Origin of the sequence: Gordonia effusa NBRC 100432 (genome assembly GCF_000241305.1) — a bacterium.
In the GTDB taxonomy this organism is placed as follows: domain Bacteria; phylum Actinomycetota; class Actinomycetes; order Mycobacteriales; family Mycobacteriaceae; genus Gordonia; species Gordonia effusa.
This window is the reverse complement of the sequence record NZ_BAEH01000075.1, coordinates 24,669-51,098: the sequence shown is the minus strand read 5'-3', so window position 1 is coordinate 51,098 and position 26,430 is coordinate 24,669. Positions and strand designations below refer to the sequence as shown.

Sequence of the window (26,430 nt, the reverse complement as noted above, 5' to 3'; positions counted from 1 at the left end):
CACCGCACAACTGAAGACGAGGAGCCCCCGGCGTGAGCACAGCACCGATGCCGCCGCAGCAGATACACGAACTCGTCGCCCCGCGGATCGCTGCCGACGGATATGACGTCGAAGACCTCGCTACGAAGCCGTCACCCGACGGTGGCATCGCCATAACCATCGTCGTCGACCGGGACGGCGGAGCCGAACTCGACGCGCTGGCAAAACTGACGCGCGACCTCGTCGAAATGATCGATTCAGCGGTACCCGACGCCGATTACACCCTGGAACTCACGACCCCCGGCATCAACCGACCTCTGACCGAACCGCGACATTGGCGACGAGCGCAGGGACGAAAGGTCGACGTGGATGTGTCCGAGGGCGGTAAAACCGAGCGCATCTCGGGCCGTATCGGCAGGTCAGCCGATGGCGTTGTTGATTTGATCCGCAACGAGCGCGGGCGGTTCACCACGACGACGATTGATCTCAAGTCGGTAACCAAGGCGGTCGTACAGGTCGATTTCAGTGCCCCGAACGCCACCGAACTGGAATTGTGTGGCCTGGACGACGCGGCAATCGCACGCCTGACGCGCAAGAACTGACATATCCGCACCAACTTTTGACCACAGCATCGACTAGCGACCCACAAGTAAATAGGAGCACAGGCCAACATGAATATCGACATCAATGCACTGCGGATGATCGAGGTCGAGAAGGGTGTCTCGATCGACACGGTCATCACCGCGATCGAATCGGCGCTGCTGACCGCCTACCGACATACCGACGGATACGCGCAGCACGCGCGGGTCGATGTCGACCGGAAGTCTGGCGTGGTGCGTGTGATGGCGCAAGAGGTCGACGAAACCGGCGAGATCGTCCACGAATGGGATGACACCCCGGCAGACTTCGGTCGAATCGCGGCGACGACGGCCCGCCAGGTGATCCTGCAGCGTATTCAAGATGCCGAGAACGAAAAGAATTTCGGCGATTTCGCGACCCACGAGGGCGAGATCGTCGGCGGCGTCGTGCAGCGCGATGTACGGGCGAACGCCCGCAACATGATCATTGTGCAGATCGGCAGCGACGCGCACGGAACCGAAGGTGTGATTCCGCAGGCCGAGCAGGTGCCGGGAGAGAAGTACGAGCATGGCGATCGGCTGAAGTGCTACGTCGTCGGCGTGACTCGCGGCCAACGCGGACCGCAGATCACCCTGTCGCGCACCCACCCGAATCTCGTGCGCAAGTTGTTTTCGCTTGAAGTCCCAGAAATCGAGAACGGTCAGGTCGAGATCGTCGCCGTTGCGCGCGAGGCGGGCCACCGCTCGAAGATCGCCGTGCATACCGCCGTGCCCGGGCTCAACGCGAAAGGCGCGTGCATCGGACCGATGGGCCAGCGCGTGCGCAACGTGATGAGCGAACTGGCGGGCGAAAAGATCGACATCATCGACTTCGACGCCGACCCCGCGGTCTTCGTCGCCAACGCGTTGTCGCCGGCGAAGGTGCTGTCGGTGACGGTAATCGATGAGGAGAGCAAGGCCGCTCGAGTTGTGGTGCCCGACTATCAGCTCTCGCTGGCAATCGGCAAAGAGGGGCAAAACGCCCGATTGGCGGCCCGGCTAACCGGTTGGCGAATCGACATCCGATCCGATGCCGACCCGGAGCCGACAGCGTCGGACGAGACCGGCGCGCCCGCCTGACGCGGCCGGCTCGATTCCGATTTGCCTACGACGGTAGACTGTTCAATGGTCGATGTGGCGACACGTCCGGTGATCCGGATGTGCCTTGGATGTAGACAGCGCTCGGTGGCACGTGGAGCGGCCGCAGACCTTGTCCGGATCGTGGCTCGTGAGAGTGACGCCGGGCTGGTGATCGTGATTGATCACCGCAAGTCCATGCCGGGACGCGGAGCCTGGCTGCACGCGCGGACCGACTGTGTGTCGGCGGCGGTGCGGCGTAAGGCGGTGCCAGCGGCATTGCGAGTCAACGGGGTCACCGTTGACCCGGACGATCTCAGCGCAGCTGTACTGAGATCGACGCAGAACGAGGCTCACGGAAGTGGGCCGGAACAGGTAGCAGAAGACATGAGCACACCGTGAAGTTCCCACGATGAGCACGTTTCTAACGTAAACCGAGGTCGCAGCGGGTCCCGCTCGACCTCCAAGTGAGGAGAGCAGTGGCAGGCAAGGCCCGCGTGCACGAACTGGCCAAAGAGCTGGGCGTGACGAGCAAGATTGTGCTCGAACGTCTGAAAGAGCAAGGCGAGTTCGTAAAATCCGCATCGTCGACAGTTGAAGCCCCGGTGGCGCGTCGACTGCGGGAATCATTCCCCAGCTCCGATGGAGCAGCAGAAGCAGCCCCGAAGGCTGCCCCCAAGAAGGCAACTCCCAAGGCGGCCGCATCCGCGGACGCTTCGACAACGACGCCGGGACCCAAGCCCGGTGCCCGTAAGCCAGGTGGCCCCAAGCCCGGAGCGCCTAAGCCAGCAGCCGCCGAGGCTCCCGCGGCTCCGACGCCGTCGGCGCCCGCCCCGAGCCCTACGCCGACTCCAGAGCCCGAGGCCGCTAAGCCCGCGGCGTCGGCAAAGCCGAGCACCCCAGCGCCGGGACCCAGTGCCCGCCCAGGTCCCAAGCCCGGACCGCGCGCACCCCGCGTCGGCAACAATCCCTATTCGTCGGCCCCCGCGCCGGCTCCCCGGCCGCCGGCCTCGCGTCCTGGCCCGAGTCAGGGCGGTCCTCGCCCCGGCCCAGGTCAGGGTGGACCGCGTCCAGGTGGCGGTCGTCCAGGTGCAGCGGGCCGACCCGCGGCGAGTGGACGTCCTGGCCCCGGCGGCGCACGTCCCGGTCCTGGTCAGGGTGGTCCCCGGCCTAACCCGGGCAGTATGCCTCCTCGTCCCAGCCCAGGTGCGATGCCAAGCCGTTCGGCTCGACCCGAAGCGGGTCGTCCCGGCGGTCGTGGCGGCCCCGGTGGCGGTAATCGCGGCGGCGGTGGCGGTGGCTACCGTGGCGGCCCAGGCGGGGGCGGTAACGCCGGCGGACCTCCTGCAGCAGGTGGATTCCGCGGTCGTCCCGGTGGCGGCGGTGGTAACCGTGGTCGCGGTGGTGCCGCGGGTGCGTTCGGTCGTCCGGGCGGAGCGCCACGCAGGGGACGCAAGTCCAAGCGGGCAAAACGCGCTGAATACGAGAACATGCAGGCCCCAGCGGTCGGCGGTGTGCGGTTGCCGCACGGCCAGGGCGAAACGATTCGCCTTGCCCGCGGTGCGTCACTGTCGGATTTCGCCGACAAGATCGGTGCCAACCCGGCGTCGCTGGTCCAGGCTCTGTTCAACCTCGGCGAGATGGTCACGGCCACCGAGTCGGTGAATGACGAGACGCTGGAGCTGCTCGGTTCGGAAATGAACTACACCGTTCAGGTGGTCAGTCCCGAAGATGAGGACCGCGAGCTGCTCGACAGCTTCGATCTGACCTACGGCGAAGACGAAGGCGGCGAGGAAGACCTCGAGCAGCGTCCGCCGGTGGTCACCGTCATGGGTCACGTCGACCACGGTAAGACTCGACTCCTTGACACGATCCGTAAGGAAAACGTGCGTGAGGGCGAGGCCGGTGGCATCACCCAGCACATCGGTGCGTACCAGGTGAATACTCACCTCAATGGTGAAGATCGCTTGATCACCTTCATCGATACCCCGGGTCACGAGGCGTTCACCGCCATGCGTGCTCGTGGTGCCAAGGCGACCGACATCGCGATCCTCGTGGTCGCGGCCGACGACGGCGTAATGCCGCAGACGGTTGAAGCGGTCAACCACGCCCAGGCGGCTGATGTACCAATCGTGGTGGCAGTCAACAAGATTGATAAGGAAGGCGCGGATCCGACGAAGATCCGTGGCCAGCTCACCGAGTACGGCCTCATTCCCGAGGAATACGGCGGCGAGACAATGTTCGTCGACATTTCGGCCAAGCAGGGCGACAACATCGAGGCTCTTCTCGAAGCTGTCGTACTAACCGCCGATGCCTCGCTCGACCTGCGGGCCAACCCCGACATGGACGCTCAGGGTGTTGCCATTGAGGCGCACCTCGACCGTGGCCGTGGCCCGGTGGCAACCGTGCTCGTGCAGCGCGGAACGCTCAAAGTCGGCGACTCGGTTGTCGCTGGCGACGCTTACGGTCGTGTGCGTCGCATGGTCGACGAACACGGCGACGACGTCGAGGCGGCACTGCCGTCGCGGCCGGTCCAGGTCATCGGCTTCACGTCGGTGCCGGGTGCGGGTGACAACCTGCTCGTCGTCGAGGAAGACCGCATCGCACGACAGATCGCCGACCGACGCAACGCGCGTAAGCGCAACGCACTGGCCGCGCGTAGTCGCAAGCGGATCAGTCTGGAAGATCTGGATTCGGCGCTGAAGGAAACCAGCCAGCTGAACCTGATCCTCAAGGGCGACAACTCGGGTACCGTCGAGGCCCTCGAAGAGGCATTGCTCGGCATCGAGATCGACGACGAGGTGCAGTTGCGCGTCATCGACCGCGGTGTCGGTGGCGTCACCGAGACCAACGTCAACTTGGCAGCGGCATCGGATGCGATCATCATCGGCTTCAACGTCCGCGCGGAGGGCAAAGCCACCGAGCTCGCCAACCGCGAGGGCGTCGACATCCGGTACTACTCGATCATCTACCAGGCGATCGACGAGATCGAGAGCGCGCTCAAGGGCATGCTCAAGCCGGTATACGAAGAGGTCGAGTTGGGCCGCGCCGAGATCCGCGCGATCTTCAAGTCGTCCAAGGTCGGCAATATCGCGGGCTGCATGATCAGCTCGGGTGTCGTCAAGCGCAACGCCAAGGCGCGCTTGCTCCGCGACAACGTCGTGGTCAACGAGAACCTCACCATCTCGTCGCTGCGGCGTGAGAAGGATGACGTGACCGAGGTCCGCGAAGGCTTCGAATGCGGTTTGACGCTGACGTATAGCGATATCAAGGTCGGCGACATCATCGAGTCGTACGAACTGCAAGAAAAGGCACGGGATTAGCTCCTGAGTCCTAGCTCCTCCTGCTGCGTGATGAGAGTTCACTCCCGCCGCGCAGCAGGAGGAGTAGTTTTTCGTTAGGTGCAGCCCACCTAGTTGTAGGTAGTGGCAGGGGAAAGGAATTCGACGTGGCAGATCCGGCGCGCGCGCAGCGACTGGCCAAGCGCATTTCATCGATCGTGGCTTCCGCGATCGGTTCGGAGATCAAAGATCCGCGGTTGGCGCATGTCACCGTGACCGACTCGAAGGTGTCCGGGGATCTGCATGACGCGACTGTTTTCTACACGGTGATGGGGGAGTCGATCGATGACGAACCCGACTATGCCGGCGCGGCGGCCGCATTGGCCAAGGCAACCGGTGTGCTTCGCTCGAAGGTTGGGGCGGGTACCGGCGTTCGATTCACCCCGACGTTGACGTTCATTCTCGACACCGTCCCCGATGCCGCCCGGCAAATGGACGAACTGCTGGCACGTGCCCACGCGAATGACGAGTTGGTCGCTCGGCAGGCCGAGGGCGCCAAGCCCGCGGGCGATGCGGATCCATACAAATCGGCCGAGGACACCACCGACGACTCCGACGGAGCGCAGTGACCGGAATGCTCGCTACTGACACGCCAAATGTCATTGCCGATGCTCTGCGTGATGCCGACGCGGTGACGATTCTGTGTCACGTCCGACCCGATGCGGACACCATCGGCAGTGGTTTGGGCTTGGGGCTGGCGCTGCGCCGCCTAGGCCTCGACGTCGAGGTGTCGTTCCCCGGCGACACGCCGTTGCCCGACGGGCTCAGTGAGTTGCCCGGTGTCGAGTTGTTGGTCGCCTCCGACGATGTGGTCGGATATGACACCGTCGTCGCTGTCGACGCCGCAACTCTCGGTCGATTAGCTTGTCTCGCATCGTATTTCAGTGAGGCGACGCGCAGTATCGTGATCGATCACCACGTGTCCAACACCGGCTTCGGGTCGATCGACTATGTCGATCCCGGTGCTGACTGCACGGCGGTGCTGGTGCTCAACGTTGTCGATCGACTGGGCGTCGACGTCGACGCCGATATTGCGACGTGCCTGTACGCGGGCCTCATCACCGATACCGGTTCGTTCAAGTGGGCGCGTCCGGCCTCGCTGACCATTGCCGCCCGTCTGCTGGAGGCCGGGGTAGACGGTGCTCGATGGAGCAGGACGCTGCTCGATAGCCACCCGTTCGCGTGGCTGCAAATGGTCGAGAAAGTCCTTGCGACGGCGACGCTCCGCGAAGACGCTTTGCAGGGGCGTGGTCTGGTGTACGCCGTGATTGACCACGCTGCCTCCGAAGGTCTGGACTGGGCCGAGTCGGAGAGCGTGATCGACGTCGTGCGGACGGTCTCCGAAGCCGAGGTGGCGGCGGTCTTCAAAGAAGGCAAGCCGGGAGAGTGGACGGTGTCGCTCCGGTCCAAGTCGTCGGTCGACCTGGTTCCCATTGCGCAATCGCATGGCGGCGGTGGCCATCATCGCGCCGCTGGGTATAGCGATACCGGCTTCGCGGATGATGTTGTCGCACGCTTGGTTGACGCGCTCTGACTGAAGTACCTGGCGACGATGCGGCCACCTCCGCGCTCGACTCGGGCGGGCGTCGCATTGCCGTATTGGCGACGTCGGCGTTGGCGGTACTCATCGCACCGCCGCTCTATCTACTCCTGGATCTTGCTGTTGTCGGGCGCCTGGGCGCGCATGAGTTAGCGGCGCTCGGCGTTGGAACCCTGGTCCTGTCGATCCTCAGCACTCAGTTGACCTTTCTCGCCTATGGCACCACGGCGCGCTCGGCGCGGCGCTTCGGCTCCGGTGACCGCGACGGTGCGATCGCCGAAGGCGTGCAGGCGACGTGGATCGCTCTGGCCGTCGGGGTACTTATCGTCGGCGTGGGATTCGCCGCGGCGCCGTGGGTTATGCGTGCACTGGTTCCCGACGACACCGTCGCCGCCGATGCTGCCGGTTGGTTGCGTATCGCGATCTTCGGCGTCCCGTTGATCCTCGTCGCGATGGCAGGCAACGGCTGGATGCGCGGTATTCAGGAGACGCGCGCCCCGGTGGTGAATGTGATTGTAGGGCTCGGGGTTTCAGCGTTACTCTGCGTCGGCCTCGTTCACGGAGTCGGCGGACTGCCACGGCTCGGATTACCCGGCAGCGCATGGGCGAATCTGGTCGGACAGGGACTCACCGGCCTGTTGTTCGCGGCTGCGCTGTTGCGTCGTGTGGTCGGGTCGACGGTGTCGTGGCGTCCCGATCTGACGGTGATCCGCGCACAACTCATCATGGCGCGAGACTTGATCGCGCGCAGTCTTTCATTTCAGATCTGCTTCGTCTCGGCTGCCGCTGTCGCCGCTCGTTTCTCGGTGGAAGCCGTTGCGGCGCACCAGGTTGTACTACAGGTGTGGGAGTTTCTTACGCTGCTGCTCGATTCGCTGGCCATTGCCGCGCAGAGTCTCGTCGGTGCCGCGCTGGGCGCGATGGCAGTCGGCAAAGCGAAAGTCGTTGCGCGACGCGTGACTTCAGCGTCGGTGGCCGTGTCGATTGTGGTCGCCGCGTTACTCGCGGCTGGTGCGTCGGTACTGCCACGCGTATTCAATTCCGACCAGGCCGTGCTCGATGCCATCGCGACGCCGTGGTGGTTCTTGATCGCGATGTTGCCGATAGCGGGAGTGGTGTTCGCGCTCGACGGCGTGCTGTTGGGCGCGGGCGACGCGGCGTTCTTGCGTACCGCGACATTGGCTTCCGCGCTCGGCGGATTCCTCCCGCTGATCTGGCTGTCCCTGATTTTCGACTGGGGCCTAGCGGGGATCTGGACCGGGCTGATCGTCTTCATGGTGCTGCGGCTGATGGCCGTATGGTTGCGCTACCGGAGCGGTGCCTGGGCTCGGTAGGGGTGCTGCGGCCGGTTGATTGGGAAGTGGGGTACCCGGGAACTGTTGTGGCACATAGCCTTGTGGTGTGATCGCTCGCGCGGGCTGACGCATTGACATTCCGATGCGGTCGCAAGCCCGCATGGCAAGGATGCTGATCACTATGGCGAGATCGATTGCGGCGGTGGTTAATATGTTGATTAGCCAAGGTTCGAGTGCCCAATCGATGTCGCTTATCCAGATGGCGAGCGCGATCAGAAGGACTGTCGGGACCAGGCCGACCCATGCGAATGGCGTACGCCGCCGAGCGATACCCCACGACAGCACCATCCCGACGATCCACAGGGTGATCGTCATCCAGCGAATGCTGGCGTGAACCCCCGACTCCGCAGTCAATTGCGCGAATACCGGGGGCATCGTTAACAGCCGCTGCACGCCGAGCACGATCACCGCGGTAGCCGCCGCGGCGACTCGCCGCGCAGTCGAGCGGCCCCACGCCAGTACCGCGATAGTGATGAGCACCGTGGGAATCGAGAACAATCCCCAGAAGATCCACGAGATGGTCAAGTCGGTGAGGTCGGTGAGGTTGAGATCGGAACTGTTGAGCACAATGCCGACGACGTCAACCGGCACAATCACCACGAACCCGATTACCGCGCTGATAACGATGTCTACGAGGGGGGAACGTTGGCGAGGCGTCGGTGGGTAGTTCGCCGGTGGGAATGTCACGAGGCAATTTTCGCAGACGGAATGCGGGTCCGTGTCATTCAGACCGAGTACCGATTGCCGTCGTGATCGTCAGTTAGGCCACTCAGTGGACGCGTCGGTCACAGAGTCGGCGGCGCCGGTCGGGAGTGCTTGGGTTGGTAGGTAGATTGCGGCGGGATTTCCGGAGCTGGGTAACTCGGCGGTGGAGTTTGAGGAGCATAGTTCGGCGGCGGAAACTGTTGCGGCACATAGCCTTGCGGCTGGAATTGGCGCGGTGGCCTGCGCATCGCCATGCCGATGGCGTCGCACGCCCAGATGGCGAGGATGCCGAGCAGGATGACAAGGTCTGTGATCAGTCCGACGGCTAAAGGGTGTGTGTAGTCCGCGACGTCGTAAGGAAGAGATGGCCAAAAGAACTTTATTGCCACCCATGCTGTGGCAATGATCATTGCCGGCACTACGCCGAGCCACGCGAAGTCGGTGCGACGACGCGCGATGCTCCATGAGACGACAAACCCGATAACCCAGATTGCTCCCAGCGCCGTGCTTGTTTGCGTCTGTCGCCCGAAGATCGAAATTGAATGCGGAAGAAGATCAGAAAATGGGGGAATCGCGTATATGCGTATTGCGCCCAGCAGTACAACCGCCACGGCACCGGCGCTGATGCGTCGTACCGGTGTGCGGCCCGATGAGCAGCAGAATCACGAACAAGATCACCGGAGCGGTGTCGAACATCCAAGTGGGCCACCAGCCGGAAGTCTCGAAACTCTCGGTGGGATATTCCGGGTTGTCGTATATGCCGACGATGTGGCCTGGTACGAGCACAACCAGCCCGATCACCGTGCTGATCGCGATGTCGACGAGCGGGGAGCGTTCGCGAGGAGGCGTTGGCAAAGTCGGCGTGGGTGGCGGTGGGGTTGTCACTCGGCAATTCTCGCCGCTAAAGTCGCGATGGTTGGCATGGCTGTCATTCACGCGAATACTTGGCCCCCGGGATGGTCGAGCGCCGAGGGGAGCCAGTTCTCTCCCCCCGATGGTCGAGTTCCGAGGAGAGAGTTAAACCCAACCTCTCGATGGTCGAGTTCCACCCCAGATGGTCGAGTTCCGAGGAGCGCTAGCGACGAGGTGTATCGAGACCCGGTGAGGTGACCGCCAAACTCGCTGCGGCGCAATCGATTCCGAGATAGATATCACTCGGTCTCGATACGCGCGCGTCTCGCTGGCGCTCGCCGAGCGCACTAGACCATCGGGACCCGCCGCGCACTCGACCGCCTAAACTGACCCGCGAGCTGTGAACCATCCATCCGCGCCAGCCGACACCAATACGCGAGTCGTATACCCAACTTACCAACCAGATCAACTTAGGCTAACCTTCTAAGAATGTCGGTTCGTCGAATTCTCTTCGCAATAGTCAGTGTCATCACAGTGGGCGCCTTCGCGGTCGCAGTACCGGCCCAGGCCGCGCCGCAGCAGACTCGCGTGCTGCTCATTCCTGGTCAGTCGTTCGGCACTACGCCGTACACCCTGATGGCGGACAACCTCACCTCACGCGGGTACCCGACGACTCTCCTCGACCTCAAGGGATTCGACGTCAGGGCCGATGCCAGGGCGATCGGCAAGGCCGTCGACCGTGAACGCCGCGCGCATCCGGGCGCCAAGGTCGCGCTCGTCGGACACAGCATGGGCGGAATGTCGGCGCGTTGGTACCTCAAAGAATTGGGTGGAACCAAGAAGGTCGCCACTTACGTCGCAATTGGCAGCCCCCAGTACGGTTCTTCGGCCGCTTGCTCGCAGAACGTTGGCCGTGAAGTATGCCCCGGGAACAAATTCCTGACCGCGATCAACAAGGGTGACGACACTCCCGGTCCGACCAAGTACTTCGGCGTGCGCAGCGCACGCGAGTACGCAACCGGCGACCTCGACGGCGGTCAATGCCGGGTGACCCCGGTGCCGGCCAACGAATCTCTGCCGCGACTGGGTCTTGAGCACACTTTCGAATCCTTCGACTCGCGAGTATGGGACGTCACCGTCGCGTCGTTGAAAGGCAATTGCGCCGGTCGTTTCGTCACCGATCGAGATGGCACGCTGAACTACAAGAAGTCTTTGCGGCCTGGCGCGCCGGGCTACCGCCCCTGACAACTGACAACGAGATAGGCCGCCGGAACGACCACCGGCGGCCTTTTCGTTGCGCCCGTTTTTGGGTCGCGGCCGGGCGATCTGGAAGGATGGAAAACCGTGGCAACTCTCTGGGCGATCAGCGATCTGCACGTAGCGCACCGCGGCAACGAGCACATCGTCGATCAGATTCGTCCCACCGACGCCGACGATTGGCTGATCGTCGCCGGCGACGTCGCCGAACGCACCGACGACATCATCGACACTCTTCGACGTCTGCGCGCACGTTTCGCCACCGTCATCTGGGTGCCCGGCAACCATGAGCTCTACACCACAGCCAAGGACCCACTTCAGATTCATGGCGTAGCACGGTACGACTACCTCGTACAGGCATGCCGGGACATCGACGTGGTGACGCCCGACGACATCTTCCCGATCTTCGACGCTGGTGTCAGCGGTTCCGAGCCGGTGCGGATTGTGCCGATGTTTCTGTTGTACGACTACACATTTCGTCCCGAGGGCACCACTACCGCGCTGGCGGCGCTGGCACTTGCCCGCGAGCGCAATGTCGTAGCGACCGACGAATTCCTTATCTCTCCGGAGCCGTACCCGACCCGGGATGCCTGGGGCCGCGCCCGGATCGAAGCGACGCGAAAGCGCCTCGACACGATCGACCCTGCCGAGCGGACAATCCTGATCAACCACTGGCCCCTGCGACGAGAGCCGACCGACGCGTTGATGTACCCGGAGTTCGCCCTATGGTGCGGCAGCGAACTCACTCACGACTGGCATACCCGCTACCGAGCCGCCTGCGCCGTATACGGCCACCTGCATATTCCGCGAACCACCTGGTACGACGACGTCCGCTTCGAGGAGGTCTCGGTTGGCTATCCGCGCGAATGGAAGCGCCGCGGACTGCCCGAGCCGTTGTTGCGGCAGATCTGGCCAGATCCCGGAATGAGGCCGAGTGACCTTCCCGAACATGGTGCGCGATTCGAGCTACCAGCCGACTATCAAGAACGAGCCGCCGAGTTTCGTCGGAAACTCGAAGAACGCCAAGCGCGGCGCAGGTCGGAGTCGAAATGACGTTGGCAGCGATTGCGTTGGCAACGTCACATGAGAAGTTAGGCAGCACAGTTGATTGAACAGATTCTGCCGTCCGGTGTCATCGGTGTGGAGGCATTTGACGATCCCGCGGGATTAACCGCATTGCCCGCCGAGGAACCGATCATCGGCCGGGCAGTGGAAAAACGGCGCCGCGAATTCATCACTGCCCGACATTGCGCACGAGAAGCGTTGTCGCAGTTGGGTGCCGACGCCGGACCGATCATGCGCGGCGAGACCGGTGAACCGCTCTGGCCGCGCAACGTCGTCGGATCCATTACGCACACCGACGGCTACCGCGCGGCAATCGTCGGTTATGCGATGGCGATTCGATCGCTCGGAATCGATTCCGAGCCGCATGACGCACTGCCCGAGGGCGTGCTCGACCACACCAGTATCGCCGCGGAGCGCGATGTGCTCGCAACACGTCCGGCGGGGCTGCATTGGGATCGACTTCTGTTCTGCGCCAAGGAGACAACATACAAGGCGTGGTTTCCGCTGACCCATCGCTGGTTGGGTTTCGAGGACGCACACATCGTGTTCGAGCAGACTTCGGGTTCCGATGGCGGCGCGGCATCGGGCACCTTCACGTCCACGATTCTCATCGACGGAAAGACCGACGACGGGGGAGAACCATTGCTGCACTTGCCCGGTCGCTGGCTGATCGACCAGGGTTTCATCACGACGACGATCACGCTGATCTGATGGCGGAGGACCACGCACATCTCGACAATGCCGGACTAGTTGTCGTCGACAAGCCGGCCGGAATGACCAGTCACGACGTTGTAGCCAAGTGCCGCAAGGGGTTCAATACACGTCGGGTCGGGCACGCCGGGACGCTCGATCCGATGGCGACCGGCGTTTTGGTGGTCGGTATCGAGCGAGCGACCAAATTGCTCGGGCTGTTGTCACTGACGACCAAGTCGTATGAAGCGACGATTCGTCTCGGTCAAGCTACCGACTCCGACGACGCCGAGGGCGCAGTTGTGTCGACCGCCGACGCGTCCGAATTGACCGACGGCGAAATTGCCTCTGGCGTAGCGGAATTGACCGGCGACATCATGCAGGTGCCGGCCAAGGTGTCAGCCATCAAAGTCGATGGCCGGCGTGCGCACGCCCTCATGCGTACCGGTGAGGAGTTCGAACTCGCCGCGCGGCCAGTAAACGTACAACGCTTCGCGGTCGTCGCCACCCGACGCGAAGGGCAATTCGTCGACCTCGACGTCGAGGTCGACTGTTCCTCGGGAACCTATATTCGTGCGCTGGCACGCGATCTGGGCGGCGCGCTCGCGGTTGGCGGCCATCTGACCGCGTTGCGCCGCACCAAAGTCGGCCCGTTCGGGCTGGAACACTCGCGCACGCTTGATGAACTGGTGCGCGATCCGGAGACTGGGGGGACGCCGCCGCTCAGTCTGCATATCGACGAGGCAGCAAAACTGGCGTTCCCGCACCGGCAGATCAGTTTCGAAGAGGCGGAGGGCATAAGCCAGGGCCGTTGGTTAGAACCGGTGGGACGTAAAGAAATCTATGTCGTGATCGACCCGGCCGGCCAGCCGATCGCTCTGATTCGCGAGAAGGGCCGACGGGCCTCGTCGGTGATGGTGGTACGACCGGCAACTCTGCGCTAGTAGCGCCGCGCTAACTCGCGTGCGGGTCCAAATAGATTGCGTGCGTTGCGATATCGCCAAGATCCAGCGTTGTGCCGCCATTGACCTCGATGCTGGTGGTTCCGGCGAACGGACGCTTCTCGACGACGGTCAGCACGCAGTCCAGGGCGACGCCAACCTCGTGGAAGTAGCGGAGCATGTCGGGGTCGGTGTCGGAGATACGTGCGACGGTTCCGGAGTCGCCGACCGACAGGTCAGCCAGCCTGGTCGCGGACGGCAAGGCCATCGACCCGTCGAGCGCCGGAATGGGGTCGCCGTGCGGATCACGTTCTGGGTGGCCGAGTTTCGAGTCAATCCGCGCCATCAATCGGTCAGATACCGCGTGCTCGAGGATCTCGGCCTCATCGTGCACTTCATCCCAGCCGTAGCCGAGCTCGGACACGAGAAATGTTTCTAACAACCGGTGTCTGCGCACCATGCTGATCGCGGCGATCTGACCGGACTCGGTAAGGCTGACCGCGCCGTACTTCTCATGGGAGACAAGGCCTTGGTCGGCGAGTTTGCGGATCGATTCGGACGCCGTTGACGGCGAGACACCAAGCTTCTCGGCGAGCATCTTGGTAGTGACTTTGACTTCTGCCCACTCCTGCGCGGTCCAGATCACTTTGAGATAGTCCTGGGTGACCGACGTCAGATCTTCGACCGATGTCGTCGGGGGTGCCGTGGCGCTATCGGCGTTCTCGTCGGGGACGCGTTGTGACGCGGGGCCGGAGCGGTTAGGCATGGGTAACAGTCTAGGCGTGCAGGGTTGACGATGTCGCCTGGTGTCGTTGGCGTGCGTGTCGGTGATGACGTCCTTGCCGCGCAGTGGCGATCAGGGTGCCTGTAGGCTGTGACTCGTGTTGCGTTGGCGAGGGCTCGACGACATTCCAGCAGACTGGGGTAGATGCGTGGTCACCATCGGAGTTTTCGATGGGGTCCACCGGGGACACGCACAATTGGTACATGCCGCGACCGCGGCGGCGCAGCAGCGCGGTGTGCCATCTGTGTTGATGACATTCGATCCGCACCCGGCCGAGGTCGTGCGTCCGGGGAGTCACCCGCCGCAGCTGACCACCTTGACCCGGCGCGCCGAACTCGCCGAAGCGATGGGTATCGACGTCTTCTGCGTTATGCCATTCACCCCGGTGCTGGCCGCACAGTCGCCGAAGGATTTCGTGCACGAAGTACTCGTGGAGCGGCTACACGCGTCCGAGGTCGTCGTCGGCGATAACTTCACCTATGGCAAGAAGGCCGCCGGCACTGTCGACAAACTCCGTGAATCCGGCGCCCGGTTCGGCTTTGAGGTACAAGCGATTTCGCTATTCGGTGAACATGCGGTGACATTTTCGTCCACCTACATCAGGTCGTGCGTCGCTGCCGGCGACGTCGAGTCAGCTGCCGAAGCGCTTGGCCGTCCGCACCGAGTCGAGGGCGTGGTCGTTCGTGGTGACGGACGCGGTCGTCAACTCGGGTACCCGACGGCCAATGTCGCGCCGCCGATGCATTCGGCGATTCCCGCCGACGGTGTGTACGCCGCGTGGTTCACCGTATTGGGTGCGGGACCCGTTGTGGGACAAGTGGAACCGGGGGCGCGATATCAAGCCGCGGTATCGGTTGGTACCAACCCAACATTCTCGGGTCGCACCCGCACCGTCGAAGCATTCGTCCTCGACACCAGCGCGGACCTCTATGGCCAGCATGTGGCAGTCGATTTTGTCGCACATATCCGGCCGATGGTTGCTTTCGACAGCATCGATGATCTGCTTGCCGAGATGGCGAAAGACGTCGAAAAGACGCGACGAGTGCTAGGGGAGTAGCTGCTCGCGATTTGGGCGCGCCGGTTGCCCGCTGGTACTCTGGCTCCTCGGTGTTGCTGCAGTCCGCGGTGGCGCACCAGGTGAATGGACGCGGAACTGAAATAAGGAGACTGCCATGGCATTGACTGCCGCGCAGAAGAAGGAAGTCCTCACCGAGTACGGCCTCCACGAGACCGACACCGGTTCGCCCGAAGCGCAGGTCGCCCTGCTGACCAAGCGCATCACCGACCTCACCGAGCACCTGAAGCAGCATAAGCACGACCACCACAGTCGTCGTGGCCTGCTGCTCCTCGTCGGCCGTCGCCGTCGTCTGCTCAAGTACGTCGCCAGCGTCGACATCGAGCGTTACCGCTCGCTGATCGAGCGCCTCGGCCTGCGCCGCTAACGCACAGATTTCAGCTGGCCGCGTCACCACTCGGTGGCGCGGCCAGTTTTTGCCCTTGATTTAGTTTCCATATGGGGAAATAATTGCCCATATGGACGACAATGTATTTACCTCGGCTGTGTTCTACCGGGACCCAAAGGCGGCGCTCACTTGGCTGAGTGACGCGTTCGGGTTTGAGACGACGATGGCCATCGACGGCCCGCCCGATGCGCCGGAGATGTCCCATTACGAGATGGCCGCCCCGTCGGGCGGTCGGATAATGATCGGCGCCCAGTGGGCCGAGTGGACACGCAGCCCGGCCTCGATCGATGGTGCGAATACTCAAACGGTCCACGTGCAACTGACTGATGACATCGATGCGCACTTTCGCCGGGCGCAAGCCGCCGGTGGTGTGGTGCAGGCAGAACCGTCCGATCAGTTTTACGGTGACCGGACCTACCGCGTGGTCGACCCCGAAGGCCATTGCTGGACGTTCGCGCAGCATATTCGTGACGTGACGCGGGCAGAGGCGGAAGCGGCCATTGGCCAGCCGATTGTCTCGTCGAGCTGGGAATGAGCGACCTCGATTCGACGATCACCGCACTTGCAGATCCGGTGCGCCGCCAGGTCGTCGAATTGCTGGCGAAGCGATCGATGCGATCGGGTGAGCTAGCCGAAGCGGTCGGAGCCACTCCGTCGGCACTGAGCAAACATCTACGTGTGCTGCGGCAGCGTGGCGTCGTCGAGGAGTTTCACCCGGAGTTCGATGCCCGTGTCCGGATTTACACGCTGCGGTCGGCGCCGATGATCGAATTGCGCACGTGGCTGGAAGCTGCTGAGCGCGGCTGGTCCGAGCAACTGTCGTCGTTCGCCGAATTCGTGGAGGGTGAGGATGCCTGACGGATCGCGAGTGCTAGTCGCACTGCGGGTCAATGTGACGGCCGAGCGAGCGTTCACGACCTTCACCGAACAAATCGGCCGCTGGTGGCGACCCAATCCGCTCTTTCAGTTTGTGCCGAATTCGGTTGGCACACTGGAATTTTGGCCGGGGCCGCGGGGTTGCCTGATCGAACGCTACGACGATGGCACGGTTTTCCAGATCGGCGACGTCAGGGTGTGGGAGCCGCCGTCGCGGTTAGTGGTCGGATGGCGTCAGGAAGGCTTTCCGCCCGATGCCGATACCGAGCTACATGTCCGGTTCGATCAGATCGACGGTAACCCGGTCCAAACCCGGGTAACCGTCGAACATTACGGCTGGGATCGAATTCCACCGGAAAACGCTGTGCGGCATAGCTTTCCGCTCGACGTATTCTCGCTGCGGTTCGCGCAGTGGTGGAAACGGCAGTTGGCCGAATTTGGAAATGTGGTGTAGCTATACCGCCGCGCCGCGACCCGCCAATGCGGAGGTAACCAGGTTGTTCTTCACCAGGGGAGTTCCGTCTTTAAGCGCGACGAGCCAATCGGCGGTCGTCGCGACAGCCGCGAAATTCGACTGCAACATCACCATCAGCGTTGTATGCAACTGTTCGGCGGTAACCGAGCCTGCTTCATTCGCGAGATGTATCGCGCCAGAGGCGTCGGAGAGAATTTCTGCCTGCAAGCCCAGACCTTCGGCTTCGATCGCGGTCGCCAGATCGCAGTTGTTGGTCATGAAACCGACGATCGTGATGGTGTCGACATTCCGCTCCGCAAGCCACTGAGCGACGTCGGTGCCGGCGAATGTCGACGCAAAGTTCTTCTCGACGTACTTGGCGTCGTCGGGAGCGGCCGCGGCGATAGCGGGCTGTAGTTGCCAGCCTTCCGAGCCGGCGGCGAAAACCGGCGCTTGCTCCGGAAAGGTATGCGACACAATGACAATCGGCATTCCGGCTGCCTGTGCAGCATTGATCGCGGCAATTGTGTTGGCCACGGATTCTTCGCGTGGCGGGTACTGGATCTGCAGCGGGCCGTTCTCGTATTCCTGCTGGACGTCGACGACGATGAGTGCTCTGCGTGGTGCGGTCATTCGGGTCTCCAATCGGGAGGTGTGCTGTGTACATCGATGAGTCTGCGCGGTGCGTGCTTGCAATGGGAGTGGCCGTTATGCACACTATCGATGGAATTAGGCCATCAGCGAAAAGGTTGTCATGAGAATCGCGATCTATGTCTTCGAGGGCGCGTCGTTGTTCCATATCGCGGCACCGCTGGCCGTATTCGGGGAAGTCGGTCGAGTGGTGCGCGACATCGAATGGTCGACCGTGCTGTGGTCATTCGGCGGCCAAGCGGTCCGCACCGCCGAGGGCAACACACTGTCCGGCGTAGCGGGCCCGGAAGTCATCGATGACGCGGATATCTTCGTAATCCCTACCTGGCCAATGGATCTGCCCGCCGCCGACGCTGGCCTGTGCGCGGCTCTTCGCGCGGCCCATGAGCGAGGTGCGGTAATCGTCGGGCTGTGTTTGGGTGCGACTGCCATAATCGACGCCGGCCTGCTCGACGGTCGTGCGGCCGTGACGCATTGGGGTTGGATACCTCAACTGACACAACGAAATCCGAATGTCGTGCTCGATACTTCCGTGCTGTATATCGACCACGGCGACGTCATAACGTCGGCCGGCACGGCTGCGTCGATCGACGCGTGTCTGCATATTGTGCGCCGCTATCTCGGCGCGTCGGCGGCTAATCAGGTCGCTAGGTATCTCGTCGTCGCTCCACATCGCGACGGCGGTCAGGCTCAGTACATCGAGCGCCCCGTGGCTCCGCAGCCGGACGGTGATCCGATAGGAGAGGTCTGCGAATGGGCGTTGGCCAATCTCGACGGCGACCTGTCGGTCGATGTCCTTGCGGCGCAGGCGAATATGAGCCGACGGAGTTTCGTACGGAACTTCCGTGCGGCGACCGGAACGCCACCTGCTCAATGGGTTACCGACCAGCGCCTCGACGAATCGCGCGTCCTTCTGGAGAACACCCGGTGGGGGATGGACCGGATAGCGCATGCGTGCGGATTCGGCAGCGCGGTGACGTTTCGGCAGAATTTCGTTCGTCGCTATACCACCACGCCGTCGGCATACCGCGCCCGTTTCGGAGTGTCCGGGGACGCGGAAGCGGGGTAGCAGCGCTGGAACTGTCCCCGTGGCGGGCAAGGACCGCGATATAGCGTCTGCTCGGCTCAGGGGGACAGTTCCAGGAACAATTGCGGCCGGCCATCCCGTGGAATGGCAGGCGCCAGCTTGTCAAGTGATAAACTCAGCACGGAACATCGCCAGTTGCAGATGTCAACAGATGAAGTTTGGTGGGTTCGAGTCAGAACGGTCCTCGGTAGTGGCTGCCGGAGCCTAAGGGTTCCGACAGCTTCGATCGAAGGCCGTCTGCAATCACAGCGCCCTGTTGGAAGGGCCTGTGCAACGCCGACTCTCTGTGCGACCTCTCGCATTCTCGCTATGTCTCGCGACACCTTGTCGTACCCGCAATGCTGGTGCTCAGGGGTCGTAAACGTGTAAACATCCGGCGGCGCCGACGAGCGGCCCGCCGCAGTGAAAGGGATAACCCCGAACATATGACTACTGAAGTCAACACCGACGTCGAATACGACGACGACGTCACCGAAGCCACCGCCGTTATCGACAATGGCAGCTTCGGCACCCGTACTATCCGTTTCGAAACCGGTCGCCTTGCTTTGCAGGCCGCCGGCTCCGTCGTGGCCTACCTCGACGAAGAGACCATGATCCTGTCGACCACCACCGCGTCGAAGGCGCCGAAGGATCACTTCGACTTCTTCCCGCTGACCGTCGACGTCGAAGAGCGTATGTACGCCGCGGGCCGCATCCCCGGCTCGTTCTTCCGCCGTGAAGGCCGCCCGTCGACCGATGCGATCTTGACCTGCCGTCTGATCGACCGGCCGCTGCGTCCGTCCTTCGTCGACGGTCTGCGTAACGAGATCCAGGTCGTCGAGACGATTCTGTCGCTCAACCCCAACGACCTGTACGACGTCGTGGCGATTAACGCCGCATCGGCGTCAACTCAGATCGCTGGCCTCCCGTTCTCCGGCCCAGTGGGCGGTGTGCGTGTCGCGCTGATCCCGACCGAGGAGAACAAGGCCGGACAGTGGGTCGCGTTCCCGACCGTCGAGCAGCTCGAGGGCGCCGTCTTCGACATGGTGGTCGCTGGCCGCATCGTCGACAGCGGCGACGTCGCTATCATGATGGTCGAAGCCGAGGCCACCGAGAACGTGTTGGCGCGCATCGCCGAAGGTGCACAGGCACCGACCGAGGCCATCGTGGCCGAGGGACTCGAGGCCGCCAAGCCGTTCATCGCCACACTGTGTGAGGCGCAGAAGAGTCTGGCTGAGCAGGCTGCCAAAGAGACCGGCGAGTTCCCGCTGTTCCCGCCGTATGCCGACGATGCTTACGCCGCAGTCGAAGCCGCCGCATCGGAGAAGCTGGCGCAGGCACTCACCATCGCCACCAAACAAGAGCGCGACGCTGCCACCGACAACCTCAAGGGCGAACTGCTCGATCAGCTCGCCGGCCAGTTCGAGGGTCGCGAGAAGGAAATTGGTGCGGCCTACCGCTCGCTGACCAAGAAGCTCGTCCGTCAGCGCATCCTGACCGACCACTTCCGCATCGACGGTCGCGGTATCACCGACATCCGGTCGCTGTCGGCCGAGGTCGCCGTGATCCCGCGCGCACACGGCAGCGCTCTGTTCGAGCGCGGCGAAACCCAAATCATGGGTGTCACCACGCTGGACATGGTCAAGATGGCTCAGCAGATCGACTCGCTCGGACCGGAGACGTCCAAGCGCTACATGCATCACTACAACTTCCCGCCGTACTCGACCGGTGAAACCGGCCGCGTCGGTTCGCCCAAGCGTCGCGAGATCGGCCACGGTGCACTCGCCGAGCGTGCGCTGGTGCCGGTGCTGCCGAGTGTCGAAGAGTTCCCGTACGCGATTCGCCAGGTGTCCGAAGCTCTCGGATCCAACGGTTCGACGTCGATGGGTTCGGTCTGCGCGTCGACCATCTCGATGCTCAACGCCGGTGTGCCGCTTAAGGCTCCGGTCGCCGGTATCGCGATGGGTCTGGTCTCCGACCAGGTCGACGGCGAAACCCGCTACGTGGCGTTGACCGACATCCTCGGTGCCGAAGACGCCTTCGGCGACATGGACTTCAAGGTCGCCGGTACAAAGGACTTCGTCACCGCGCTGCAGCTCGATACCAAGCTCGACGGCATCCCGTCGAAGGTGCTTGCGGGTGCGTTGAGCCAGGCTCGCGATGCGCGCCTGACCATCCTCGACGTCATGGCCGAGGCCATCGACGAGCCCGACGAGATGAGCCCGTTCGCGCCGCGGATCACCACCATCAAGATTCCGATGGACAAGATCGGTGAGCTGATCGGCCCCAAGGGCAAGACGATCAACGGCATCACCGAGGAAACCGGCGCCAACATCTCCATCGAAGATGACGGCACCGTGTTCGTCGGCGCGGCTGACGGCCCGTCGGCTCAGGCCGCGATCGACAAGGTCAACGCCATCGCCAACCCGCAGCTGCCCAAGGTCGGCGAGCGGTTCTTGGGCACGGTCGTCAAGACCACCGCCTTCGGTGCGTTCGTTTCGCTGCTGCCGGGCCGCGACGGACTGGTCCACATCTCCAAGCTGGGCCGTGGCAAGCGGATCAACAAGGTAGAAGACGTCGTGAGCGTCGGATCCAAGTTGCAGGTGGAGATCGCCGACATCGATGAGCGCGGCAAGATCAGCCTGATCCTGGTCGACGACGAGGCCAAGGCCGCGCCGGCCGAGACCGTCGCGGAAGCGGCCGAGACCAACGCCGACGCCTGATCTGTTTCGTTGAGCGGTCCGCGACACATGTTGTCGCGGGCCGCTTTTCGTTCATATCGAGCTAGACCCTGACCTTGGTTTGGTGGTAGGCCACTATCGGCCTCGCTGACTTTTTCGTCCCCCTGAGCGCCATCGGAGGGCATATTGCCCTTCCAGCCAACCCACGGGGACGATTTTGCGGGCGTGCACGGTAAAATCGAGTTGTCGCACGCCCGAATTGCCCCGCGAGCACATGCCGGGTGTGGCTGCCTTATCGGACCTCGATCCGGCCGCTGGTCCCCGTGAAACTCGTAATCTTTCCCGACGCCGCCTTCGCGTCGCCGAAATACCGCACGCGATAACGTCCCGACGTTCCGCGCGGAATGCGCCAAGTGATCGTTATCGTCGATGCCGAGACGCTGCCGGCCGGACGAGACCACGTCAATTCGGTGGAGGCGTGGTCATCGTCGAAGGCGGTTTCCCAGCCGCTACCGGTGAAACGCTCGATGGCGAAGTAACCGCGGGTGTTGGCGCCCCGGTGAATCCTATTGCTGGGGAAGGCACCACAAAATCCGACGCGCACCGTCTGGCCCGCGCGTGCCGACGACGGCGCCGATTTCACGACATCGCCGAACCGACATCCGGGATGTGGAGTATCGGCGGGTTGCGATCCGAGCAGATCTGGTTGGAGGCCAGCATGGTTGGCCGGTCGCGGACCGGTGCTGAGCTTCGCGCCGCGTGCCATCGCTCTCGCCATCTTGTCCAGCTCCTGCATATACGCGCATAGCGTCCAGCGGCCGAATAGGGTTTCGCCACCCTCGTACTGCTGTGCGACGTACTCTTCGGGCGTGGTCACGTATTGGCTGTAACCGTTCGAATAACCTTGTAGCAGAACATTTTCCAGCGGCACCTTTAGGGCGTCGGCGACAATACGTCTGATCCGCAGTCCTGCGACGATGGTGGATTCGGTCGGGATGGCAGCCAAGACGAGATCGCCGATCCGGATCAATTGGAGCGGAAGTGTCTGCTCGATCCAAGGACGAGGTGGCAATAGCCCGAGTGGAAAGAGAATCGCCTTGGGCGCCTGGGCGTCGATGATCCATTGTGGGGGAGTCGGATTCGCGCCAGCGCCGAGCGCCATCGCGAGTTCATTGCGTACACCTTCGTTAAGAAACGACAACTGACTGCGCGTGTTGTCTTCCTGGCTGGTGGCGGCCGCCGCCGCGCCCATCATTGCCGGCGTCGTGCGCGCCGTCTTGCCGTGTGGTGTGTAGTGACCGCTGATCGACACATTCGCCATGTCGACGTAGCGAGTAGTCGCATCGATGCCCGCCCTCGACATAGGCCGTGCGCCGGCCAAGGCATTCTGACCGGCCCGGTCTTGACGTTGGCCGATGATGACCCGGTTGGTTCGATTGTCGGCGGTCGGTCCGCCCGGATGCATCTTGCGTAGCCACATGTTTGGCGTCATGTCGCCGGAATTGGTTTGTGCGTGCGCGCTGACGATATTCGGATCGCGCTGCTCACCGAGATATGCGGCGTATCCCTTGTTGTCGGGCGCGATCTGAAAGTTGGCGTCGGTCAGCGACGTTCCGTGGGTGGCGAACCACGTGATCTCGCCGATAGCGGAACCGTTGCGGCGCAGTCGAAGTGCGGTGACCTGCGGGTCGATATGATTGGGGAAATGGCGCTGCTCGTCGGCCGGGTTGAGGGTGAACGCCGTCAGCGAGCGGTTCGCCGATGCGTTGTGCAGTTCGGTGTGGCCGAGTTCGACGGTGCCGGGCCCGAGGCTGCGGTGCGCGGCGTCGACCGCTTCTAGGAGCCCGTCTACTTCGGCGCGGAAAGAGTTATGCCGGTGACCTTTTGCGGCCAGGACGTAGGCGTAGTCCCACGACGTACCACCGCACGAATTGTGATTGTGAGTGGCGTTGACGTTCACGTTGTGCACGTTGTAGGTATTGCCATAGCGCTTGGCAAGTTCGGCGAGCAACGTTTGGTGGTGCGAGGTGAAGACGCACGCGATGTCGGCGGTGATGAAAAGAACACGTTTACCGCTCGCGGCATCGGCGATGATGTACGCGCGTGCCCAGGTCCGTTGCAGCAATCCGTCGGCCACCTGGTCCATGTCGGAGTAGCCCATCATGCCTTGCCCGGCGATGGCGCCGGTCATATCGCCCTTGCCCGCGCCGACGAGATAACCCGACGTCGGTGTGGCGGTTGCCGGTCCGCCGATCGCGGTCGTGAGCGTCGACGCGATTGCCGCGCCGGCACCGATCGTCGCGCCGGTGCGCAAGAAGGTACGACGGTCGAACCCAGTCTGGTCGTCGGTCACGAAGGCTCACTTTCCACCAAGCAGGCGCTTGTTTCCTGAGGACTCTAGCGGAAATCTGATCGATTGATCAGATAAGTGTCACCGAACGCTGCGAACCAGCGATTGTCACCAGGTGAGTGGCCGCCGCGAACTTTATCGACGTTCTTGTGAATCGTCGACGGTGCGTCGGCGCGTAAACGTCTAGAAAGTCTGGCGACGGCAAGGACGCGCGTCTGGAGCCTTATCAGACGCTGACGAAGCGGGGTGGGACAATGGTCGGGTAGCGGACGATCACCGCGACTAATCACCGGGTCGAAGGAGCGCATCAGCGTGAGTGAAGTAACCAAGGTCGGCGTGCTGGGTAGTGAAGGCAAGGTCGGGCAGGCGATCGTCGCGGGTGTACAAGGCGCAGATGGTCTGACTTATAGCGCGGGTGTCGACAAAGGTGACTCGTTGAGCGACTTCGTCGAATCAGGCACGCAGGTCGTTGTGGATTTCACCCACCCCGACGTCGTGATGGACAACCTGAAATTCCTGGTGGACAACGGGATTCACGCGGTGATCGGTACAACCGGGTTCACCGACGAACGCCTAGACACCATTCGCGGCTGGCTTGCCGATGCCCCCGAGGTCGGGGTACTCATCGCGCCCAACTTCGCCATCGGCGCCGTGTTGAGTATGCGATTCGCCCAGCAGGCGGCTCGCTTCTTCGACTCCGTCGAAGTCATCGAGTTGCACCACCCGCAGAAGGCTGACGCACCGTCGGGTACGGCGACGCGAACCGCTAATCTGATCGCGGCGGCGCGCGCTGAAGCTGGTGTCGGGCCGAGCCCCGACGCGACGTCGATCGCGCTCGACGGTGCGCGCGGCGCTGTCGTCGGCGACGTGCATGTGCATTCGGTGCGCCTCGCGGGACTTGTTGCGCACCAAGAGGTTTTGCTCGGTACACAGGGGGAGACGCTGACCATCCGCCATGATTCGATCGACCGGACATCGTTTGTGCCGGGTGTGTTGCTCGGGGTTCGCGAGATCGGCGCGCGGCCGGGACTGACCGTCGGCCTCGACGCGCTGATGGATCTATAAGCCGATGTCGGACGAATCGGCAGACCCGACGTCGGGCCCCAAGCAGGGGCCCGACCTCACGCGCAAAGATGCCCGCCCGATCGTGTGGATGGTCGGGTTCATCTGTGTCGCGCTCGTGGTCTACCTGGTGTTACTCGGTAAACAAGGCATCGACCTGATTGCCGAAGGATCAGTCGTCGGGATCGGGTTGGGTTTCGGCGTGCTGATTCTGCCCCTTCTCGGCGCGTGGATGCTCTACACCACGCTGCATGCTGGCATCGAACACCAAAAGTTGGCTCGGATTATGAAGGCCGAAGGGCGCGAACTCGATGTATCTCAGTTGCCCAGGCGAGCGTCCGGCCGCATCGAACGCGACGCCGCTGACGAATTGTTTGCACAGGTCAAGCAGGAGTGGGAAGCTGACCCGGCGGACTGGCGCAGCACATACCGAATCGCGCGGGCCTATGACTACGCGGGTGATCGAAAGCGGGCCCGGGAGATGATGACTCGCGCCGTTAAGCAGTTCCGGGCGGCGGAGTAGAAGCGAGCGAATTGCGCATGGCTCACGGGATGCAGGTACTTGCCGACGCCGAGCAGCTATGGGCTGGGGCGCTGGGGCAGGTTCGCGCTGACGTGCTTGATGACTCGAGCGGCTGCGCGGACTGGACTAATCGTGATCTGATCAATCATGTTGCAGGCGGCGGACATCGGTATTCGATGTTGCTCACCGGTGCGAGCGCGGAAGATACCGCGGCGACCAGAAATAGCGACTATGTCGGCACCGATCCCGTTGCGGAGTTCTGGCGGTATGAAAACTTGTTTGTCAGCGTGGCGCGGTCGGCCAACCTCGATCTTCTGGTCGACCACCGAGCCGGGCGCCGCACCGGGAGAGAATTGTTGACGATGCGAGTAATGGACTTGACGTTGCACACTCACGACCTTTGCTGCGGGATAGATGTCGCGTGGGAGCCTCCAGAGCGTGTCACGAAGTATTTGTTGACTGACGCGGCGGCGGTGATCGAGGAATTACGCGGGCTCGGCTTGTTCGGTGCTGCGTGCACGCCACGATCGGCATCGTCCACTGACCGGTTACTAGCCTTCGCGGGGCGCTCGTAATGTCGTCGCGCAATTCGGCAGTGAACCGTCGTTTGTTGATCGTCCACCATACGCCGTCGCCGCATTGCCAGGCGATGTTCGAGGCGGTAGTGAGCGGCGCGACCGACCCGGAGATTGAGGGCGTCGAGGTTGTGCGGCGGGCGGCGCTGTCCGTGTCGGCCAGCGACTTCCTCGATGCGGATGGGTACGTGTTGGGGAGTCCGGCGAATCTGGGATATATCAGCGGGGCGTTGAAACACGCGTTTGACCAGAGCTACTACCAGATTCTTGATTCGACGCAGGGGCGTCCGTTTGGGTTGTACTTGCACGGAAACGAGGGAACCGAGGGCGCGGAGAGCGCGGTTGACCGGATTACCGCTGGGCTCGGGTGGGAGAAGGCCGCCGAGTATGTGGTGGTGTCGAATAAGCCGGATAAGGCTGCGCTGGAACGGTGTTGGGAGCTGGGCGCGACGGTTGCAGCTGGGCTGATGGAGGGGTGAGGCGTGGTGGACTTCGTGGAAATGAGACGTCGGGCCGCGAACGCCGC

The 26,430-nt window shown here is 63.0% G+C and carries 28 protein-coding genes; 22 read left to right on the top strand and 6 right to left on the bottom strand.

Features of this window, described 5'->3' with window-relative positions; genetic code table 11:
- Window positions 1-32 precede the first annotated feature (32 nt).
- From rimP to GOEFS_RS13415, 7 genes are all read left to right on the top strand, one after another.
- A complete protein-coding gene (gene rimP, locus GOEFS_RS13445) occupies window positions 33-581 on the top strand; it encodes a ribosome maturation factor RimP (RefSeq protein ID WP_007318470.1) in 549 nt (182 codons plus the stop codon).
- Window positions 582-650: 69 nt separating this feature from the next.
- Entirely contained in the window at window positions 651-1,676 is a 1,026-nt protein-coding gene (gene nusA, locus GOEFS_RS13440; protein WP_007318469.1) for a transcription termination factor NusA, read from the top strand.
- Window positions 1,677-1,721: 45 nt separating this feature from the next.
- Window positions 1,722-2,075, top strand: a complete 354-nt coding sequence (locus tag GOEFS_RS13435; protein ID WP_040525118.1) for a YlxR family protein — start codon at window positions 1,722-1,724, stop codon at window positions 2,073-2,075.
- Between the two features lie 77 nt (window positions 2,076-2,152).
- Window positions 2,153-4,996, top strand: coding sequence for a translation initiation factor IF-2 (infB, locus tag GOEFS_RS13430; RefSeq protein ID WP_040525117.1), 2,844 nt, complete (start codon window positions 2,153-2,155; stop codon window positions 4,994-4,996).
- 125 nt (window positions 4,997-5,121) lie between these two features.
- Window positions 5,122-5,583, top strand: a complete 462-nt coding sequence (rbfA, locus tag GOEFS_RS13425) for a 30S ribosome-binding factor RbfA (protein ID WP_007318465.1) — start codon at window positions 5,122-5,124, stop codon at window positions 5,581-5,583.
- A 5-nt stretch (window positions 5,584-5,588) separates the two neighbouring features.
- Window positions 5,589-6,548 (top strand): DHH family phosphoesterase, encoded by a 960-nt coding sequence (locus tag GOEFS_RS13420; RefSeq protein WP_040525127.1) that lies wholly within the window; start codon window positions 5,589-5,591, stop codon window positions 6,546-6,548.
- Window positions 6,549-6,604: 56 nt separating this feature from the next.
- A complete protein-coding gene (locus GOEFS_RS13415) occupies window positions 6,605-7,888 on the top strand; it encodes an MATE family efflux transporter (protein ID WP_050949902.1) in 1,284 nt (427 codons plus the stop codon).
- Here GOEFS_RS13415 and GOEFS_RS13410 read toward each other — a convergent pair.
- The 3 genes from GOEFS_RS13410 to GOEFS_RS13405 all read right to left on the bottom strand — a co-directional run bounded on the left by GOEFS_RS13410 (window position 7,796) and on the right by GOEFS_RS13405 (window position 9,499).
- The gene (locus GOEFS_RS13410) at window positions 7,796-8,596 is read right to left on the bottom strand and encodes a DUF3824 domain-containing protein (RefSeq protein ID WP_138918010.1); all 801 of its coding nucleotides are present in this window, start codon (window positions 8,594-8,596) and stop codon (window positions 7,796-7,798) included. The genes GOEFS_RS13415 and GOEFS_RS13410 overlap by 93 nt on opposite strands.
- A gap of 98 nt (window positions 8,597-8,694) precedes the next feature.
- The gene (locus GOEFS_RS23655; protein WP_007318461.1) at window positions 8,695-9,024 is read right to left on the bottom strand and encodes a hypothetical protein; all 330 of its coding nucleotides are present in this window, start codon (window positions 9,022-9,024) and stop codon (window positions 8,695-8,697) included.
- 145 nt (window positions 9,025-9,169) lie between these two features.
- Complete coding sequence (locus tag GOEFS_RS13405; RefSeq protein WP_138918009.1) at window positions 9,170-9,499, bottom strand: hypothetical protein; 330 nt, start codon at window positions 9,497-9,499, stop codon at window positions 9,170-9,172.
- 456 nt (window positions 9,500-9,955) lie between these two features.
- On the opposite strand from GOEFS_RS13405, the gene GOEFS_RS13400 reads away from it, so the two are divergent.
- The 4 genes from GOEFS_RS13400 (at window position 9,956) to truB (ending at window position 13,422) form a co-directional block, all read left to right on the top strand.
- A complete protein-coding gene (locus tag GOEFS_RS13400; RefSeq protein ID WP_040525115.1) occupies window positions 9,956-10,711 on the top strand; it encodes an esterase/lipase family protein in 756 nt (251 codons plus the stop codon).
- A gap of 99 nt (window positions 10,712-10,810) precedes the next feature.
- Window positions 10,811-11,776, top strand: a complete 966-nt coding sequence (locus tag GOEFS_RS13395; RefSeq protein ID WP_007318458.1) for a metallophosphoesterase family protein — start codon at window positions 10,811-10,813, stop codon at window positions 11,774-11,776.
- A gap of 51 nt (window positions 11,777-11,827) precedes the next feature.
- Window positions 11,828-12,499: a 4'-phosphopantetheinyl transferase family protein gene (locus tag GOEFS_RS13390; protein ID WP_007318457.1), complete on the top strand. Its 672-nt coding sequence runs from the start codon at window positions 11,828-11,830 to the stop codon at window positions 12,497-12,499.
- Window positions 12,499-13,422: a tRNA pseudouridine(55) synthase TruB gene (gene truB / locus GOEFS_RS13385; protein WP_007318456.1), complete on the top strand. Its 924-nt coding sequence runs from the start codon at window positions 12,499-12,501 to the stop codon at window positions 13,420-13,422. The genes GOEFS_RS13390 and truB overlap by 1 nt, the downstream gene beginning before the upstream one ends.
- 10 nt (window positions 13,423-13,432) lie before the next feature.
- Here the strand turns inward: truB and GOEFS_RS13380 are convergent, their stop codons facing one another.
- Window positions 13,433-14,185, bottom strand: a complete 753-nt coding sequence (locus tag GOEFS_RS13380; RefSeq protein WP_007318455.1) for a metal-dependent transcriptional regulator — start codon at window positions 14,183-14,185, stop codon at window positions 13,433-13,435.
- 115 nt (window positions 14,186-14,300) lie between these two features.
- Between GOEFS_RS13380 and GOEFS_RS13375 the strand changes: the two genes are divergently transcribed.
- The 5 genes from GOEFS_RS13375 to GOEFS_RS13355 all read left to right on the top strand — a co-directional run bounded on the left by GOEFS_RS13375 (window position 14,301) and on the right by GOEFS_RS13355 (window position 16,996).
- On the top strand, window positions 14,301-15,260 hold the full coding sequence (locus GOEFS_RS13375; RefSeq protein WP_040525114.1) for a bifunctional riboflavin kinase/FAD synthetase: 960 nt from the start codon (window positions 14,301-14,303) through the stop codon (window positions 15,258-15,260).
- Between the two features lie 115 nt (window positions 15,261-15,375).
- Window positions 15,376-15,645: a 30S ribosomal protein S15 gene (gene rpsO, locus GOEFS_RS13370; protein ID WP_007318453.1), complete on the top strand. Its 270-nt coding sequence runs from the start codon at window positions 15,376-15,378 to the stop codon at window positions 15,643-15,645.
- A gap of 91 nt (window positions 15,646-15,736) precedes the next feature.
- Window positions 15,737-16,201, top strand: coding sequence for a VOC family protein (locus GOEFS_RS13365; RefSeq protein ID WP_007318452.1), 465 nt, complete (start codon window positions 15,737-15,739; stop codon window positions 16,199-16,201).
- On the top strand, window positions 16,198-16,524 hold the full coding sequence (locus GOEFS_RS13360) for an ArsR/SmtB family transcription factor (protein WP_007318451.1): 327 nt from the start codon (window positions 16,198-16,200) through the stop codon (window positions 16,522-16,524). Before GOEFS_RS13365 ends, GOEFS_RS13360 begins: the two co-directional genes overlap by 4 nt.
- Window positions 16,517-16,996: an SRPBCC domain-containing protein gene (locus tag GOEFS_RS13355; protein WP_007318450.1), complete on the top strand. Its 480-nt coding sequence runs from the start codon at window positions 16,517-16,519 to the stop codon at window positions 16,994-16,996. The genes GOEFS_RS13360 and GOEFS_RS13355 overlap by 8 nt, the downstream gene beginning before the upstream one ends.
- Here GOEFS_RS13355 and GOEFS_RS13350 read toward each other — a convergent pair whose 3' ends face one another.
- Complete coding sequence (locus GOEFS_RS13350; RefSeq protein WP_007318449.1) at window positions 16,997-17,629, bottom strand: isochorismatase family protein; 633 nt, start codon at window positions 17,627-17,629, stop codon at window positions 16,997-16,999.
- 121 nt (window positions 17,630-17,750) lie between these two features.
- On the opposite strand from GOEFS_RS13350, the gene GOEFS_RS13345 reads away from it, so the two are divergent.
- Window positions 17,751-18,716: a GlxA family transcriptional regulator gene (locus GOEFS_RS13345; RefSeq protein WP_007318448.1), complete on the top strand. Its 966-nt coding sequence runs from the start codon at window positions 17,751-17,753 to the stop codon at window positions 18,714-18,716.
- Window positions 18,717-19,159: 443 nt separating this feature from the next.
- The gene (locus tag GOEFS_RS13340) at window positions 19,160-21,436 is read left to right on the top strand and encodes a polyribonucleotide nucleotidyltransferase (RefSeq protein WP_007318447.1); all 2,277 of its coding nucleotides are present in this window, start codon (window positions 19,160-19,162) and stop codon (window positions 21,434-21,436) included.
- A gap of 250 nt (window positions 21,437-21,686) precedes the next feature.
- Here the strand turns inward: GOEFS_RS13340 and GOEFS_RS13335 are convergent, their stop codons facing one another.
- Window positions 21,687-23,747, bottom strand: coding sequence for a neutral/alkaline non-lysosomal ceramidase N-terminal domain-containing protein (locus GOEFS_RS13335; RefSeq protein WP_007318446.1), 2,061 nt, complete (start codon window positions 23,745-23,747; stop codon window positions 21,687-21,689).
- A gap of 309 nt (window positions 23,748-24,056) precedes the next feature.
- On the opposite strand from GOEFS_RS13335, the gene dapB reads away from it, so the two are divergent.
- Genes dapB through GOEFS_RS13315 form a run of 4 tightly spaced genes read left to right on the top strand, consistent with a single transcriptional unit; the run spans window position 24,057 to window position 26,383 of the window.
- Window positions 24,057-24,809, top strand: a complete 753-nt coding sequence (dapB, locus tag GOEFS_RS13330; RefSeq protein WP_007318445.1) for a 4-hydroxy-tetrahydrodipicolinate reductase — start codon at window positions 24,057-24,059, stop codon at window positions 24,807-24,809.
- Between the two features lie 4 nt (window positions 24,810-24,813).
- Complete coding sequence (locus GOEFS_RS13325) at window positions 24,814-25,329, top strand: hypothetical protein (protein ID WP_007318444.1); 516 nt, start codon at window positions 24,814-24,816, stop codon at window positions 25,327-25,329.
- A gap of 17 nt (window positions 25,330-25,346) precedes the next feature.
- On the top strand, window positions 25,347-25,904 hold the full coding sequence (locus GOEFS_RS13320) for a maleylpyruvate isomerase N-terminal domain-containing protein (RefSeq protein ID WP_007318443.1): 558 nt from the start codon (window positions 25,347-25,349) through the stop codon (window positions 25,902-25,904).
- Window positions 25,904-26,383, top strand: a complete 480-nt coding sequence (locus GOEFS_RS13315; RefSeq protein WP_083837330.1) for a flavodoxin family protein — start codon at window positions 25,904-25,906, stop codon at window positions 26,381-26,383. The genes GOEFS_RS13320 and GOEFS_RS13315 overlap by 1 nt, the downstream gene beginning before the upstream one ends.
- The last annotated feature ends 47 nt before the right edge of the window (window positions 26,384-26,430 follow it).